This window comes from Runella rosea (assembly GCF_003325355.1).
Classification (GTDB): domain Bacteria; phylum Bacteroidota; class Bacteroidia; order Cytophagales; family Spirosomataceae; genus Runella; species Runella rosea.
Window position 1 is genome coordinate 5,741,938 of sequence record NZ_CP030850.1, and the last position, 17,517, is coordinate 5,759,454.

Below are 17,517 nucleotides of genomic sequence, written 5' to 3' on the forward strand. Positions count from 1 at the left end.
ACGGATGTTTAGACCCCGCGTGATTCCCGTCCTTTTATTGAAAGACAAAGGATTGGTCAAATCAGAGAAGTTCAAAAATCACCGGTATGTAGGTGATCCGATCAACGCCGTCAAGATTTTCAATGACCTAAAAGCGGACGAACTCGTTTTTTTGGATATCTTGGCTAGTGCTGAAAAACGGTCTATCTCGCCCGAGTTTGTCCGCAGGGTAGGAGACGAAGCCAATATGCCATTTGCGGTAGGCGGCGGAATCCGTTCTATCAAAGAAATCAAAGCCCTTATCAACGCTGGAGCCGAAAAAGTGGTCATCAATACCTACGCCGTCGAAAAACCTGCTTTTATCAAAGAAGCCTCTGAAGAATTTGGCAGTTCAACCATTGTGGTTTCTATCGACATAAATCAAAAGTTTTTGCGAAAACAACAGGTTTATACATCCGCAGGGACTAAATCAACGGGATTGGACCCCGTGGAGTGGGCGCAAAAAATGCAGGATTGCGGAGCAGGAGAAATCATCATTAACTCTATTGAGCACGATGGCACCATGCAGGGGTATGATTTGAAATTGGTCAAAGAGGTAGCCGAGGCCGTCGAAATTCCAGTGGTGGCTCTTGGGGGGGCTGGAAGCCTGAATGACTTCATCCGCGCTGTTCGTGAATCGTACGCCTCGGCTGTGGCGGCTGGGTCATTGTTTGTGTTTCATGGGCCTCGAAAGGCCGTTTTGGTCAATTATCCACAAAATAAAGAACTAGTACATTTATTCAGTTAATTCATGAAAATCTGTTCGAAAGGAGTTTGGGACGATAGCCTGCCAGGAATTACGTTTGACGAAAACGGGGTTTCTAACTTTGGGAAATTGCAGGAAAGAATGATGCAGGAGTATCCCCGAGGCGAGCAGGGTACGAAAGACTGGGAGCAACTGGTGCAGGAAATGAAGGCCTCGGGCCGGGGGAAAAAATACGATTGTATTGTGGGCGTGAGTGGCGGGGTCGACAGTTCGTATCTGCTGCATATTGCGAACCGCTACGGCCTGCGGCCGTTGGCCGTCAATCTGGACAACGGCTTCAATAGTGAGATTGCGGTGCAGAATATTTTTAAGGTAACGACCAAACTTAAGATCGACTTAGAAACTTATGTGGTTGATTATGAGGAGATGAAAGACATTTTGCGGGCGTATATGAGGGCTGGAGTGCCGTGGATTGATGCCCCTACCGACTTGGCAATCAAGGCAACGATGTACAAAATTGCGAATCAGGAAGGGATAAAATACATCCTTCGCGGCAATGATTTTAGATCTGAAGGCAAGCAGCCCAAAGAATGGACCTATGCCGACGCCAAACAGTTGCTCTTTATTCATAAAAAATTTGGGTCGGGAATTCGGCTTAAAACCTATCCTTTGCTTACGCTGCCCAAAATGATTTATTCGGGTCTGCTCAAAGGCATCAGAGATATCAGGCCCTATTATTTTTTGGATTACCAAAAACAGAAAGCCAAAAAAATGCTGATGGAGGAGTACGACTGGAAGGACTACGGGGGGCATCACCACGAAAATCTGTTTACAAAGTTTGCCATGGCGTATTGGTTGCCTCAAAAATTTGGCATCGACAAACGTAAAATCAACCTGTCGGCGCAGGTGCTGAGTGGGGCGTTGTCGCGGGCGGAAGCGATGACCCGCCTAAGTCAGCCTTTCGCCTCCAAAGAAGAACTGGAAAATACCCGCGACTATGTAATGAAAAAATTGGAGTTAAGCCCAGAAGAGTTTACAACTATCTGGAAATCAGAAAATAAAAATGCCTTTGATTATCCGTCTAATTATAGTCTGATGTTTCGATTGGCTGATACTTTCAGCCCGCTTTTGAAAAAGTTCTATTCCTTCAAACCCATGTCAATCACCGCGCGGGAAGTGATTGACGGGACCGCCGAGACCGTTCGTTAACATATCTCAAAAAGCGGAAAACATAAGCCAAAAACTGAAGGTGAGAAGTTCGTATTATAGCCTTAAAAACCCCGGAAAAAGCCAACTTGAGCCGATTGAAAAATTTGTAAAGTCGCACCCCAACGCCAACTATTTCCAATCAAGTCTCTTTTTTTTTACCTGTAAATGTTCTAAATCAGTTACCCCAGTATATTATGTTGCCTATGATGAAAATAATACGGTGACGGGTGTAATGATGGCTTTCAGGCAGGCGCAATACCAGATATTTCCACTCAATTTTTTATCGGCACGAACCATTATTTGGGGTGGCCCCTTGGTACAAAACAACGATTTGGATGTGTATGAAGGGCTTTATAAGCAATACCAGAAAGAGCAATCATTTGCAATTTATACCCAAGTTCGCAACCTTTCAGACCAAAGCGCTTTCTTAACGCTGATGCGGGAATTGAATTATACGTACGAAGAGCATTTAAACATCCTAATTGACCTAGAAAAAACAGAAGAGCAATTGTGGTCAGAGGTGCATTCCAAACGCAGAAATGAAATCAGGCGGGCGCAAAAAGAAGGTACAACGGTGGAGCTCAGCAACGGCCCCGATACGCTCCCTAAGTGCTATTTGATTTTGAGAGAAGTATACCAACGCGCCAAACTCCCGCTGCCGAGCATAGACCATTTTGAGGCGTTACTTCAAAACAGCACCGAGGAAGAAGGGCTACGGATTTTTGTTGCGAAGTGTGAAGACAAGATAATCGGCTGTATGTTTTGTTTGGCGTATGGTACTACCCTGTTTGATTATTACGCGGGCGCTTACCGAGAAAATTACGACAAATACCCCAACGACTTACTGCCGTGGGAGGTTTTCAGATGGGGAAAACATAATGGGTTTAGGCGGTTTGATTTTGGCGGAGCAGGCAAACCTGGAGTGCCGTACGGGGTAAGGGAATACAAAAAAAAATTTGGCGGTGAGATGGTGAATTACGGACGTTTTGAAAAAATCCATTTTCCGCTGCTTTATGGATTAGTGATTAGAGCGTTCAATCTTTGGAGAATTTTGAAAAAGTGATTATCCCCCGGTTTAAGTATGCATATTCTCTGAAAGACGTTTTTGTAGGTGTAAAAAACGTAATCAGAGACAGAAAAGTAGCCGTACCAGTCTTTCATGCGTTGTTTCCAGAGGCGGAAATACACCTGACGGAAAGCGCAGCAAGTGGTATAAAATATGCACTGGAGGGGTTGGGTTTAAAAAAAAATGCTCACATCGGAGTGCAGCCGTACACCTGTTCTTCGGTGTTAGGGGCGATTGCAGCGGCAGGGTTCACCCCTTTTTTTATTGATATTAATCAAAACCTTTCGCTCAATACCCAGGCGTTGAAGTCCAAAGTTGCCCACATTGACGCGTTGATTGTTACCCATATGTTTGGCTTTCCCGCCGACATCGCTGGAATCAAAGCAATAGTTCCCCACCTCCCTGTCATTGAAGATTGTGCCCACGCCCTTTTCAGTCAGTACGAGCATCGTTCCGTGGGTGTTTTTTTTGACGCCGCTGTTTTTTCATTTGGAAACGGTAAATTTCCCTCGCTTGGAGGCGGAGGAATGCTGGTGATTAATAATCCATCCCTGAATGAAAGAATAAAGGAACGACTTTTAATTTTGCCCAGACCTACTTTATTGCAAGAGCTAAAACAAATTGTTAAATCGTACGCCAAAGCAGTGATGTACGCGCCGCTGCTGCAGTGGATGATTAACAAAATGCTGAGTGAACACTACCTCAATAATCGAAATAAGACGATAATCAGTCGTGGCAATCAGGAGTTTAATATTTATAAGAGTATAGAGTTGAGTTTGCCAGTAAAATTGGAGGAGGCCCAAAAAAATGCCGTCGTTCAGAACGAAAACGGCACCTCTTTAGCCCAAATGCTCTGGAGAAACTATGAATTCCTGACTCCAGACCAAAATAAAGTCAATTATTTTGCCTTTGTACTCATCGAAGAAGAACGAGACCGTCTAGGGCGTTATTTGAAGGGAAGGGGCATTATGAGTGGCAAACATTTTCAACACGCGTTGGCCTGGGCGATGGCTTACGGTTATGTGCCTGGGAGCTGCCCGGTATTTGAAGAAAAGGTCAACCAGATTTTGACGATTCCGTGTAATTATGGCGTAAGTAAGCGTGATTTAAACCGAATAGCCCATTATTTGTTAGAATTTAGAAAATTAAACCCTCAATGAAAACCATTCTTGTTGATATAAACCATCCTGCTCACGTGCATCTCTTTAAGTATTTTATACAGGAGATGAAAGCACGAGGGTATCGGGTGATTGTGACGGCCAAAGAAGTGAAAGTTATCATGCGCCTGCTGGAAGCGTATAATATAGAATATATAAAAGTTGGACAAAAAAAAGATTCGCTCGCGCTGAAATACCTCTATGAGTTCTTTCATTTGTTAAAAGTGCTGGGGATTGTGTGGAAGCATCGCGTAGACTATGGCATCGGAATTTCGATGGTGCTACCTATTCTTTCAAAAATAACGCAGATGAAAGTGATTGCGCTAGACGATGACGATCTGACCGTAACACCGACATTTGCCAAAGCCATTTCGTTTGCCTCGACCATTCTAAATCCAAGTGCGTTATCGTTTGAAGACCGAGGCCCCAACCGGATATGTCACCCAAGTTTTCATGAACTTGCTTACTTGCACCCCAATCGTTTTGAACCGCAGGTCAGTGTGCTTAAGGAGGTAGGCATTGAGCCAGGAGAGACTTTTTTTATCATGCGTTTCAACGTGTTTAAGGCGCACCACGATGCGGGTGTCAGGGGATTAGATATTGGTCAAAAACTTCGTATTATTGAACTGCTCAAACCTTTTGGAAAGATTTTTGTTACAACCGAGCGCGATATTGAACCTGAAATAAAGGAGTATCAATTGCCCGTGGCACCCGAAAAAATTCATTCTCTCATGTATTTTGCGACGCTGTTTGTCGGCGATAGTCAAACCATGATTTCGGAGGCAGCACTCTTGGGAACGCCTGCTATCAAATTGAACTCTTTTGCGGGAAGGTTGTCCATCCCAAACGAAATTGAAGAAAAGTATGCCTTGTGTTATTCATTTTTGCCCGATCAATTTGAGGAGATGATAGCCTTGATTGACCGACTGGTTCACCAAAAAAATCTCAAGGAAGACTGGGCGTTGCGCAGGCAAAAAATGCTCATGGAGAAGATAGACCTCACCGATTTTCTGGTTCGATTGGTAGCTCATTATCCCGAAAGTGTTCGGATGGCAAAAGAAAATCCTGACCGTCGGATAAGCGTTGCTCAATAATTTTTACGCTAAATATTTTTAGGTCCCCAAAATGGATTTTACCCTACGCCTTTACCGAAGATTATTGGAAAGCCTCATCGCTTCAAATTACCATTTTCAAACATTCGAAGATTTCCTTAAATCGCCCAAAGAGCGCGCCATCGTGTTGCGCCACGACGTTGATTTGTTGCCCCGAAACTCCCTCGCATTTGCCGAAATTCAAAAGGAATATGGACTTTCAGGTTCTTATTATTTTAGGGCCGTGGAAGTAAGTTGGGACGACAAAATCATTCAACGTATAGCCGCTTTGGGTCATGAAGTAGGCTACCATTATGAGTGCCTGACTACCTGCCGGGGCGACTTTCAAAAAGGATTGGCCGATTTTGAGCAAAATCTGGAACGGTTGCGAAAGTTGGTGCCCGTTTCCACGATTTGTATGCACGGAAGTCCGCTTTCCAAATTTGATTCCCGCGACCTGTGGAAATCTCATTCTTATCGTGATTTCGGCATTATTGGCGAGCCGTATTTTGACATTGATTTCAGCAAAGTACTTTATCTGACCGACACGGGCCGCCGATGGGACGGCGATAAAGTCAGCGTAAGGGATAAAGTAGGTAGCAAAAATCATCCTTTTAAAACAACGTGCGACATCATCGCGGCGGCGAATGCAGGCCAGTTGCCAGCCCAAATTATGTTTACTTTTCATCCCCAACGCTGGGACGATCATAGTGTCCCGTGGGTGAAGGAACTGGTGCTTCAGAACGCCAAGAATGTCATAAAAAAATATTTTTTCGTCAAAAATACCTGAGTGAGCTACATGCTGAAACTCCTGACCATTATCGGGGCGCGTCCCCAAATCATTAAATCGGCCGCCATCAGCAGAGCGATTAAAAATCACTATGCATCCAGTATCAAAGAAGTGGTGGTGCATACAGGACAACATTATGACGAACGGATGTCGGCTATTTTCTTTGAAGAATTGCAAATTCCCCAGCCCGATTATAATCTAGGGGCTGGTTCGGGCAAACACGGTGAACAAACGGCCCGGATGATTGCGGGGATTGAAACCATTTTGGAAAACGAACACCCCGATTTTATGATTATTTACGGTGATACCAATTCCACCTTGGCCGCCGCCGTGGCTGCTTCCAAAATTCACGTGCCTGTGGTGCATATTGAAGCAGGATTGCGGTCATTTAATAAAAAAATGCCCGAAGAAATCAATCGGATTTTGAGCGACCACGTCTCTACTTATTTGTTTCCACCGACCCAAACGGGTTTTGATAATCTCAAAAACGAAGGGTTTCGGGTTGATAATCGGCCACCCTACACCATTGACCGTCCGGGTGTGTTTAATGTGGGCGACGTAATGTACGACAATACCCTTTTCTTTAGTAAAGTAGCGGATAAAAACACCGACATCCTCGAAAAGGAGGGATTGCAGAAAAAGCAATTTTTGCTCGTTACGCTGCATCGAAACACCAATACCGACGATGCCGCGCGTCTGAACGCTATTTTTCGGGCGTTGTTAGAAATTGCAAATTCGAGGAATGAAACCCTCGTTTTACCGCTTCATCCGCGTACGGCCAAACAGATGGAGATTCTGTTGGAGCCTGAGTTGCGTCGTGAAATCAGCAACAATTCCGCGATTCTGTTGCTTCCGCCAGTTTCGTATTTGGAGATGATTCAGTTAGAAAAATACGCAAAACTGGTACTGACCGACTCGGGCGGAGTGCAAAAAGAAGCCTATTTCCTGAAAACGCCGTGTCTCATCCTACGCGCCGAAACCGAATGGGTTGAAATTGTGGAAAGCGGGGCCGCTGTGCTTTGCGACGCCGACGAAACCCGCATTTTAGAGGCATACCGCTATTTTATGAGCAATCCCGAAAGCAGCTTTCAAACCATTTATGGCGACGGAAATGCGGCCGAAAAAATACTGAATCTACTTCTCGCTGGAGCAGCAACCTAAGTAATATGCTTTTTGTAAAATCACCAAAACAAGCCGATACCATTACGTTTTGCTACGTAGTCTTTTTATTTGCCCTTGCAGTTTTGCCCATCAACAGCAAGGATTCGGCATCCATCAACAACACGTATGTCTTGCCAGAGTTGCGTTTAGACTATCTGCTTCATTCGTTTTTGCTTATTCCTTGGATGCTGATTCGGGTATTTTATGCGGAAACAAACCGCCTAAAAGAGCTTTTATGGCTTGCCTGCGGGGTGCTTTTAGGGATAACGACCGAAGTTATCCAGTATTTTTTGACTTACCGAACCTACAATGTCATTGATTTGGCCGCTAACCTGCTCGGGGTATTTATCGGGGCGGCTCTTTGGCAAATTATTCAACCTATTTATAAAAAATAAACCAGAATCTGGTTTTATATTGGTGCTTAAACCTCTCCGAAGTTATGATGAAAAATAAAACGTCACTTTTCTTAATCGCCTGTTTGTGTTGTGGTTATACATCTTTTGCCCAGAATCCTCTCAAAGGAGCTAAGTATGCTGTGGAAGCGGGGGCTTTTGCTTCCACGGCCGAATCCAATCCTTTTTGGGTACGCTCAAACCAGTTTGGTGAGGTGCCTTTGGGTAGCCCTGCGTTCTCACTCCGAGGCGAGCTGAAAAAAGACTATGACAGCCTGACGAATGCAAAAGCTAAGCGTAAACTACAGTTTGGCTATGGCGCAAGGGCCGTGGCAAATGTCGGTGAAAATAGCCGCTTTTTCTTCTCTGAGTTTTACGGAAAAGCCCGCTACGGGGCCTTCGAATTCTACGCAGGGCGTCGCAAAGAGATTGTCGGACTCGTCGATAGTACCCTCAGCATGGGTTCATATTCATGGTCTGGCAATGCCCTACCGATCCCGAAAGTCCAAATTGGGTTGTTTAACTATGTGCCTTTACTTAAAAATGGATTGATTTCATTCAAAGCCAATTTTGCGCAGGGCTGGTTTGGGTCGGGAGATTCTACCAAGAAATATTTTCTTCACCAAAAAAGTGCCTATTTCCGACTCGGAAAACCAGCTTGGAAAATGAAGTTTTATGCAGGAATCAACCACCAGGTGCAGTGGGGAGGCAGGCCAACGGTGCCATTTATCCAGAGCGGCACCAACTCGCTTATCACCAATTATGGCAGTGATTTAGAAGCTTTTATTCACGTGGCTACGGGCATCAGCCTTCAAGCACTGGGCTACTACAAAAAAAGCGGGCGGGTTTCTGGCGAAGGAGGTAACCGATTGGGCAATCACTTGGGAACGGTCGATATTGGGTTGGAATATGAAAATGAGGCAACCAAGTGGTTTTTTTATCGTCAATCCATTTATGAAGACGGCTCACTCTTTGTGCTAAGCAGCATTGCTGACGGGCTTTTGGGAGCGTCGATTGAGTTGAAGGAAGCCAATCAGGGCGTAAAAAAAATTGTTTTAGAATATTTGAATACCTCCAATCAAGGAGGGAACCTGCAATCGGGCAATCAAACCGCTTTTATTCCTGAATTGAGGGGCGCCGACGATTATTTCAACAACGGGACCTACGAAGAAGGCTGGGTGTATCGCAAACAAACCATCGGCACTCCTTTTATCATGCCGCTCAGCGCATCTACGGGCGTAACGCTCAAAGATTTAATTGGAGATTTTCAGCCTAAATCTCCCGTTATGCCCGATATGATTATCAATAATCGGGTCAAAGCGTGGATGCTGGGGATTCATAGCCGAATAAGTAGGGTAAATCTCCTGACCCGCGTATCGTATTCCCAAAATTTTGGTAAATACTATTTGTATTCACGGGTGTTGTTGGCTCCTATTGAGTTGAATCAAGTGTCGGTACAGCAGCAAGTTTCGTTTTCGGTGAAAAAATACATCATCAATGCCATTGTTGCTTACGACAATGCTGGGCTTCTCGAAAATAACATCGGCGGGAGTCTGGTGGTAAGAAGGGAGTTTTAATTCTGCATGACAGGAAGAGCTCTCGTCAAAATCTATTCTTAACTTTTTTCTTCTAAAAATGAATATGAAAACCATAAAATATACCAACGCTGCCTACCGACTCTGGGCTTTTATTCTGTTGGTGAGTACAGGCACTTCTTTGATGAGCCAGGCGCAAAACACCGAAGGTCCAGACTCACTCGTCTACAAAAGAAGGGTGCTGATGAGCGAAGTACTCCAAAAAGGAGTCAGAGTCAAGAAAAAAAACTTTGAAGAATTATTAAAAAACAACCCTAAAGCCCTTAAAAACTACCGATTGGGAAGTTACATTCGGCCTTTGGGACCGTTGGTGTCGATTGGGGGTATTGGATTATGCTATGTAGCCATCAAAGGGAAGCCTGCCTCGGCAGAGGTTGAAGGCACAATTCACAACTATACTATTCGAAGTTTGCCGTTGCTTGTTGCTGGGGTTGGGGCATTTGTGGGCGGTATTTGTATCATTGAGTTTTCGCATGAACTTCAATCTAATGCGGTTAAAGCTTATAACTCGAGCCTCGGTGCGAAAAAAACAACCCTTTTGCAAAAAACAAAATTCGGGATTACACCCACTGGAAATGTGGGCTTTTACGCTCGCTTTTAAAACAGTTTTTCTCCCTCAAAAGTCTTCTGCTTTCATCGTTTTTTGACTTCTTAAGTATTCTGTTTAGGTTTTCTTCCGTGTATTTTTGGGCGTAACTATGCCCAGTCACCCAGATTTATCTTACTTTTGCCCCACAAAAGTCGTGGTTTCATGTGCCGTACTGGTATATTTTTTGGTTCTGTGTCTTTTTAGGATATAGTATACTTTCGGTCGCTCTTTTTTCTCATTTGTTAATGACGTCATCAGCTCCTCCTTTTTCTCCATTACAGGCAAGTTTTGACAACTTAAGTGCTGAATTAAAGTTACTAATTAAGTGCCAGACGAATGAACCAGTAGGTGCGGAAGAGCTCAACGCGATTAACTGGTCTCTTTTTGTACAATTGGTAAAAAGCCACCGTATAATTGGAGGTTTGTACCCCATTATTGACGAGAATGAATGGCTTCCCGTTGGGATAAAAGACCGACTTAAAGCAATTTATGATCAAAACAAGCTGCGAATGCTCACTTTCACGGCCGAGCTATTGCACATCAGTAAATTATTCCAAAAAAACGGAATCGCTTCCATTCCACTGAAAGGCCCGTTGCTTTCGTACGTGTATCACGGAGATTTTATGCAGCGAGTATGTCATGACATTGACTTATTGCTTGAGCCTGCGCAAATCGAAAAAGCCTATTCTATTTTGTACGATGAAGGCTACCGGATGATGGAGGAGATTTACACTACACCCAAACAAAAAGAGGTGTATTTGGCCAATTTTCATCATTACTGCTTGTACCACGAAACCAAAAATATTATTATAGAATTGCACTGGCGGCTGTTGGCTTCCCAAAATATTCTTACGTTCCCAAACGCAGAGTTGTGGAAAAACGCATGGGTGGAGAAAATCTCTGGTATCGACATTCAACTACTTTCTAAGCACGACAATTTCCTGTATTTATGCGTTCACGGCGGGCAACACCAGTGGAAACGGCTGTTTTGGCTCAATGATATTGTGGTTGTTTTACAAAAAGAAGAGGCAATATTTATCACCGAAGCCTATGATTTGGCAAAACAAAGGGGAATCGGCAACTATGTTTTACAGGCCCTGCAACTTGCTTCTGCGCTGTATAAAATTATCCTGCCTGCATCCATTATTGATGAAATAACCAGCAAAGATTCCGTGTCGCATTTATCTAAAATAGCACTGGTGCACATGAATTCCTTGATGTCGCTTGATGAACAGGAACCGTTTTCGTTAAAAACCCTGAGAGGAAAAGTATCCCGTTTTTGGCTGCATTATACTTCTTCTTACTATTACGGAGATTTGAAAAATGTGGTTCATGAAGCAAAAGCATACTTCATTAATCCTGCCTATTGGTCGGTGTTTGCTTTTCCCGATAAGGTGTTTTTGTTGAATTACGTGGCTGCCCCTTTTCTTTGGGGGTATCATTTCTTTCGAAAATTCAAGAAATCTAATCTGTAGTTGATAAGAGAAGCGGAGGTCAAGGGCATTTTGCCCTTTTTTTATGCCTAAATTTTGATTATAAGGTGAAAAATATGAATTATTTCGGGTAAAAAGAACTTGATTACCCATTTTACAGTCAGCAGTTTCTGCACCTAAACCAAATACTTTGCTTCCCAAAATAAAGATGAAAGATTTCTTTACGCTTCGTCGTAAGTCCATGACGCTCGGTACGGGGTTGTTGTTGTTGTACGCCCAAAGTTGTCATGTTCCTCAAAAAAAAACAACGCAAAAAGAGGTGTTTGCGGACCATGTTCGAACCACCGAATTTCGGACGCCCGAGCAAGAAAGACGTGGATTTACGTTGCCACCTGGGTTTGAAATTACCCTTTTTGCGTCAGAGCCTCAAATTACCAAGCCCATCAATATGGAGTTTGATGACCGTGGCCGATTGTGGGTCACGCATTCGTCGGAGTATCCGATGGCAGCGGCCCCAGAGAAGGGAAACGATAAAATTACCATTCTGGAAGATACCAACGGCGATGGCAAAGCCGATAAATTTACCGACTTTCAGGATGGATTAAATATCCCAATCGGAATCATGCCTGTGGCCGACGGGGCCATTGCGTACAGTATTCCCAATGTATATCATTTTACGGACACCGACAGCGACGGCAAAGCCGATAAGCGCAAGGTGCTGTACGGCGAGTTTGGCTACAAAGATACGCACGGCATGGTGAGCAATTTTATGCGGGGCTTCGACGGATGGATGCATTCGTGCCACGGGTTTACCAACACATCCAAAATTGCGGGCACCGATGGCGACTCCGTCACGATGACTTCTGGGAATACTTTTCGTTTTCGCACAGATGGTCGCCGCGTAGAGCAGACCACTTTCGGGCGTGTCAATCCTTTCGGTTACGCGTTTGACGAAAGGGGTTTTTTGTATTCCGTTGACTGTCATTCTAAGCCCATTTATCAACTCATCAAAGGCGCTGATTATCCGCATTTTGGTAAGAAACCGACGGGTATTGGATTTGGTCCCGAAATGATGAGCTATGAACTGGGTTCAACGGCACTTTCTGGCTTAGTGTACTACGTCGGCGAACAGTTTCCCGCCGAGTACCGCAACAGTTTCTACAACGGTGATGTGGTTACCTGCAAAATAAATCGCAACACGGTCACGTTCAAAGGCTCCACGCCAGTATCCAAAAAAGAAGCTGACTTTTTGGTGAGTGACGACCCGTGGTTTCGACCCGTGGATGTAAAAGTCGGTCCCGACGGAGCGCTCTACATCGCAGATTTTTATAATCGTATCATTGGTCACTACGAAGTGGCACTCAATCACCCCAAACGGGACCGTACCAGCGGACGAATTTGGAAAGTTACGTACAAAGGCAATCAACCTCACCGCGATATGCCCGTTAAAGATTGGTCAAAAGCGACGATGGATGAGCTTATTGCGGGATTGCAGCACCCGCAACTGAATGTACGATTGAAAATAGCGGACCGCTTGGTGGATGTTTGGAAGGAAAAAGCCATTGCGCCTGTTATCCAAATGATGGCTTTGCCGGGTATTGATAACCGGGCGTTTGTGCATGGGTTGTGGGTGTTGCAAAGATTGGGTAATGTTCCTGAATCACTCCACAACCAAGCCCTCAACCACTCTGACCCTACGGTGAAAGTACACGCGTTTCGGCTGTTTTCGGAAGCGGCAACGCTCTCTGATGCGCACCGCACGATGGTATTAGGGGCCTTGTCCAACAAAGACCCATTTATTCAGCGCATTGCCGCCGAAATACTGACGAGGTTTCCAAAAGTCCTGAACATCAAGCCGTTGATGGATTTGTATCAACAAGCCAATGAAGATGATTCACATTTGAAATACACGACATTGTTGGCCATTCGGACGAATTTGGCGGCCAAGGGAGTGATTCAGGAGGTGGCTGTAACAAAGTGGAACGACGGCCAACGGGGCTTGCTCGTTAAGGCCGCGCGTGATATTCCTTCCACTGACGTCGCGACGTTTGTGTGGGACTACCTCATGACGCACGACTTGACCGTTGAGGAATTGGATAAAAACCTTGAATACTTGGGCCGCTATGGATCCGCTACGCAATTGAACGAAATGATATTACAGGTTCAAAAGCGTTTTGCGACTGATTTGGACGGTCAATTTATGATGTATAATTCGCTGCGTAGGGGCGTGGCGCAGAGTGGTTTGAAAGTGACGACGCCACTTCAAGAATGGGGAACAACGATGGCTATGCACTATCTGGAATTGCCGATCACGGAGAAAGAGCTAGGAGCACTCACCACGCGCCGCGTGCAGGCAGCAGAGATTGCGGGTGAATATAAAATGGCATCGTCGTTACCTTTTCTCCAAAAAATAGCAGTTACAAAAAGTGTTGATACCAAAGTACGCGTAGCCGCCGCCAATGCGCTGATGAGTCTGTCGCCGCAGGAGAATGTAAATTTGCTCGGTGAGGTTTTTCTGGACCGTTCGGAGCCGATTGCATTGCGAGAGAGATGGGTGTCGGCCTTGACGCGTGCGACCTCTCCCGAAGTTCTTGCGTTGTTGGAAAAAGGGTTTATTGGCAGTGCGCGCAGTTTACAGGTAAGTATCGCGGCGGCCTTGGCCAATTCGGAGGCGGGAATTGATCGATTAATTAAAGCATTGAAAGAAGAAAATATCAATGCCGACATACTGGCCGAGGTAGCCGTCAAAGAGCGTTTGGTGGCCAAGGCGAAACTAACCCAGCAGGAGCAATTGAATCAACTGACGGCGGGTGGACTCAATGAATTTGAAGAAAGACAAAAGTTGATTCAAAGTCGATTGCTAGGCTTTGAATCGGCCAAAGTCTCTCCCGAAGCGGGGCGCGCAATATTTACCCAAAATTGTAGTACCTGCCATCAAATTAAAGGAACGGGTGGTTTGATTGGGCCGCAGTTGGACGGCATCGGTAACTGGGGGCAAAAAGCACTTACTGAAAAGATACTTGACCCTAATCGGAATATTTCGGAGGCGTTTCGGAGTTATAATATTACTTTGAACAACGGCCAATCCATGACGGGCCTTTACCGCCGTACCGAAGGGCAAATGATGGTCTTTGCCAACCCATCAGGGCAGGAGTTTTCAGTGGCTAAAAATGACATGAAGGAATACAAGGCCTCAAAATATACCCTCATGCCCGACCAATTCAGGAGCGTTATTCCCGAAAAAGATTTTTATGCATTGTTAGGGTTTTTGCTCAAAACGAAATAGTTAACCTAACGCCGAAGCGACATCCCGAAAAAGCGTAGATATTTCTTCTGCGCTTTTTCTATTTTTGTGCCTATGAACCTTTCCGTTTACGCCCAACAATACCGCCAAGACCTGCTTCAACGACTTGTTCCGTTTTGGACGGAATTCAGTTTGGACACGCTTCATGGGGGCTATATCTGCGTGATTTCGGGAAAAGGAGAGGCGATTACGTTCGACAAATGGATTAAGTGGCATGGGGAACAGGCGTGGGCTTTTGGGAAATTATACCAGCTTACTCAACACGCTGATTTTCTCCAATACGCTCTTCAAGGGGCTGATTTTTTACTTCATTTCGGGGCCGATACCAAAGACAATTGGTGGGAAATTGTGGACTGTACGGGACGTGGAGTGTTGGTTACATCTGATGCAGGGGCAGAGGCTGCTGCGGTGGCGGCGTGGAGCTTGGCGCATGAACTGACGGGTGAAGAAGCCTATGCAGAATCAGCCAAAAAGACATTGGTAAAAGCAGTTCGTCGCCGTGAAAAAGGGTTGCAAAAACAAAGTGAAGCTATTTTTTCAGGGCGTCAGTTAAAAAATATTGGAGAATTAAGCGCTTTGGCGAAAGCCCTGATGGCATCTCAAAAGCTCATGGGCGAAAAAACATTTCGTGAAAAGGGTGAAGCGTTGCTGTACGAATTGACCAAGCACTTTTGGGAGCCTCGTGCCAACATTGTGCTCGAAAATGTGTTCCCCGAAGGAGGATATTCCGATTGTTTATTGGGCCGAAGAATCCACCCTGGGCGTGTTTTTGAAGCATTCAATGCTTTTTATGAATTAACCAAAGTGCTGAACAAACGCCGCATTCGTCAGCAATTAGCGCAGCATATTTCACACCTAGCCGATACTACTTGGGACGATGCCTATGGAGGCTATTTTCATTGGCTGGATGTAAAAAGTCTGCCTGCATCCGAGCCCGAAGCGTACTATAAATACGCATGGGTACAGCTCGAAGCCGGAACAGCCCTGTTGCGTGCTTATCAGGTGTTGCAGGACCGAACCCTGCTCAAACATTGGCAGCGGGTGAATGATTATCTGTGGCAACATTTTCGCGATAATTCCAAAGAAGGGGAATGGGTAGGGGTGTTGAGCCGCCACGGAGAACCCCTGTTTACGCTCAAAGCTACTCCCGAAAAAAACGCCTATTATCCCATCAAGAACCTGCTAGAAAGCGCTGATTTACTGGATATTTTGATAGATAAGTGAGCCGAAATTTTATCAATAACAATGGCTCCTTCAAAACGTAATTTTCCTTCTTGTATCGTATAATTTATTCTGTCCGTTATTGCGGAGCAGAACGAGTATTGCGTAGGGTCCTGGGGCCACCGATGCGCGGTGCAGTGAGGCCGTAAAGCCTTTGTCCCAATACCAACCGCGACGAATAAAGGTTTTTAAGGGCAATGGGCGTTGGGTCCCAGCGGCCATGTAGGTATGCTTAGACGATTGGAGCATGATGTACGCTCCGTCGTCAAAGTCGCGGGTGGGTCGAATGAAATCTTTGTGGTAATCAATCGTCAGAACGTCCCCCTTAAAATATACCGAATCAAGAAGAAAGGGCTCTTTGGGCATCGCCGTTTCAGGGGTTGTTTCGAAAAACAAATTGGGCTGATACAACCGCTGGATTTGCCTAAAATCCTCGCCTGTTAAATCAAACATTTTTAATCCCAATAAATCATCGTTGTACATAGAATTGAATTCCTGAACCACCGCAGCCCGACGATTATTGACCGCTGGCGCCACGGCATAGTACAAAATCAACAGGTTGAAAACAACGCTCAGCCCGATTGTCAAGGGCAGAAGCCATTTTTTAGAATCGCGAAGCCAGTGAATCAAGAGCAGATACCCAACTACCAATAACCAGGTAGGGTACATCCGGTAGCGGCCTTTAAACATCCCAATGAGGCCATCTCCTTCGGCGCGTTTGTAGACCACACCGAGGGCCGTCAGACAAATGAAAAGTAATAAAAACAGGGTAAAAAACTGAACTTCATTCATCTTTACTGTAACCTCAAAATGACGAATTTTTAGTCCGAAGTTTTTTAGGTCTAATGCTTTTAGCAAAAGCCACAAAATACCGCCCAATAGCACCGCACCCCATGCTACCGAACCCCATACCGCAAGGTTGGAAGGGGCGTATACATCGACATTGACCGATGAACCAATAAACGCTAAAAAGCAAGTAACCGCGTGGCCATAACTGCTTGGATTGGTGAGGTCTAGGCCACTCGGGGAAGCGTGGGCCCGGGTAAGACTATAAAGCAACATGGTGGCAGCAAACGCTCCTGCCGTGATGCCCGCCATTTTTTTTCGCTGCATCAGTACGAGTAAAAAGCCGCCGATGAGAAAAGTGACAAGGCCGTTGCCGTAGGTAAAAGTGGCAAAGAAAGAAAAAAGGAGGGCCAAAAATAGTCGTGAAAGTGTGGAAGGCGTAGCGTAAAAATAACCCGCCATCATCACAAAAAACAGCAGACCAAAGTTGCCCAGTGAACTGGTTCCCCAAAAGATATTTTCGAAGGAATGAACGCACAAAAGAATCCAGCAAATAGGGATAAAATACGCAAAAGGAAGAGAACGGGCAGGGGACGACGAAGGTATTTTTTGAAAAATAAGGAACAAAATTCCTAGCTGCCCAATCCATAAACCGTTGCTTATCATCATCAACGATTTGAGGTTGACGTGTCCCGTTAACCAATAAGAAATGAGCACCACTGAGCGCGTAAATACAATACGATGCTCAGGAAATCCAACCGTCAGCCAATCTAGTTTTTCGTGCCAGTTGGCTGATTTTTGCCATTGCTCGATGATTTGTAAAACGTGCGTGTCGTCATAGGCCACGTAATTCACGTTGAGTGAGATGGCTTGAAAAAACAATAAATACAAAATTAGCGGCAACAAACACAGCGTTCGGACAACGGAACGATGTTGGAAAAGACGGTCGAAAAATTGCATACAGAAAGTTTAAAACGGCTAAAATTAGTAAGTTAGTAG

14 protein-coding genes are annotated in these 17,517 nt (G+C 45.1%); 13 read left to right on the forward strand and 1 reads right to left on the reverse strand.

Annotation, left to right across the window (positions count from 1 at the left end):
- Positions 1-4: 4 nt before the first annotated feature.
- The 13 genes from DR864_RS23700 to DR864_RS23760 all read left to right on the forward strand — a co-directional run bounded on the left by DR864_RS23700 (position 5) and on the right by DR864_RS23760 (position 15,735).
- Complete coding sequence (locus tag DR864_RS23700; RefSeq protein WP_114069289.1) at positions 5-766, forward strand: AglZ/HisF2 family acetamidino modification protein; 762 nt, start codon at positions 5-7, stop codon at positions 764-766.
- A 3-nt stretch (positions 767-769) separates the two neighbouring features.
- Positions 770-1,933: an N-acetyl sugar amidotransferase gene (locus DR864_RS23705; protein WP_114069290.1), complete on the forward strand. Its 1,164-nt coding sequence runs from the start codon at positions 770-772 to the stop codon at positions 1,931-1,933.
- Positions 1,934-1,973: 40 nt separating this feature from the next.
- Positions 1,974-2,996, forward strand: coding sequence for a lipid II:glycine glycyltransferase FemX (locus tag DR864_RS23710; protein WP_114069291.1), 1,023 nt, complete (start codon positions 1,974-1,976; stop codon positions 2,994-2,996).
- Positions 2,975-4,159 (forward strand): DegT/DnrJ/EryC1/StrS family aminotransferase, encoded by a 1,185-nt coding sequence (locus tag DR864_RS23715; RefSeq protein ID WP_114069292.1) that lies wholly within the window; start codon positions 2,975-2,977, stop codon positions 4,157-4,159. Before DR864_RS23710 ends, DR864_RS23715 begins: the two co-directional genes overlap by 22 nt.
- Positions 4,156-5,250 (forward strand): DUF354 domain-containing protein, encoded by a 1,095-nt coding sequence (locus tag DR864_RS23720; protein WP_114069293.1) that lies wholly within the window; start codon positions 4,156-4,158, stop codon positions 5,248-5,250. Before DR864_RS23715 ends, DR864_RS23720 begins: the two co-directional genes overlap by 4 nt.
- Positions 5,251-5,281: 31 nt before the next feature.
- Entirely contained in the window at positions 5,282-6,037 is a 756-nt protein-coding gene (locus DR864_RS23725) for a polysaccharide deacetylase family protein (RefSeq protein ID WP_114069294.1), read from the forward strand.
- Positions 6,038-6,046: 9 nt separating this feature from the next.
- Complete coding sequence (wecB, locus tag DR864_RS23730; protein WP_205319157.1) at positions 6,047-7,198, forward strand: non-hydrolyzing UDP-N-acetylglucosamine 2-epimerase; 1,152 nt, start codon at positions 6,047-6,049, stop codon at positions 7,196-7,198.
- 5 nt (positions 7,199-7,203) lie between these two features.
- Entirely contained in the window at positions 7,204-7,593 is a 390-nt protein-coding gene (locus tag DR864_RS23735) for a VanZ family protein (protein WP_114069295.1), read from the forward strand.
- 44 nt (positions 7,594-7,637) lie between these two features.
- Positions 7,638-9,167: a capsule assembly Wzi family protein gene (locus DR864_RS23740; protein ID WP_114069296.1), complete on the forward strand. Its 1,530-nt coding sequence runs from the start codon at positions 7,638-7,640 to the stop codon at positions 9,165-9,167.
- 64 nt (positions 9,168-9,231) lie between these two features.
- Positions 9,232-9,786, forward strand: a complete 555-nt coding sequence (locus DR864_RS23745; protein ID WP_162794082.1) for a hypothetical protein — start codon at positions 9,232-9,234, stop codon at positions 9,784-9,786.
- Positions 9,787-10,019: 233 nt separating this feature from the next.
- Positions 10,020-11,249: a nucleotidyltransferase domain-containing protein gene (locus tag DR864_RS23750; RefSeq protein WP_114069298.1), complete on the forward strand. Its 1,230-nt coding sequence runs from the start codon at positions 10,020-10,022 to the stop codon at positions 11,247-11,249.
- A 148-nt stretch (positions 11,250-11,397) separates the two neighbouring features.
- On the forward strand, positions 11,398-14,493 hold the full coding sequence (locus DR864_RS23755; protein ID WP_162794084.1) for a PVC-type heme-binding CxxCH protein: 3,096 nt from the start codon (positions 11,398-11,400) through the stop codon (positions 14,491-14,493).
- A gap of 72 nt (positions 14,494-14,565) precedes the next feature.
- Positions 14,566-15,735: an AGE family epimerase/isomerase gene (locus DR864_RS23760; protein WP_114069300.1), complete on the forward strand. Its 1,170-nt coding sequence runs from the start codon at positions 14,566-14,568 to the stop codon at positions 15,733-15,735.
- 30 nt (positions 15,736-15,765) lie between these two features.
- Here the strand turns inward: DR864_RS23760 and DR864_RS23765 are convergent, their stop codons facing one another.
- On the reverse strand, positions 15,766-17,478 hold the full coding sequence (locus DR864_RS23765; RefSeq protein ID WP_114069301.1) for a hypothetical protein: 1,713 nt from the start codon (positions 17,476-17,478) through the stop codon (positions 15,766-15,768).
- Positions 17,479-17,517 lie beyond the last annotated feature (39 nt).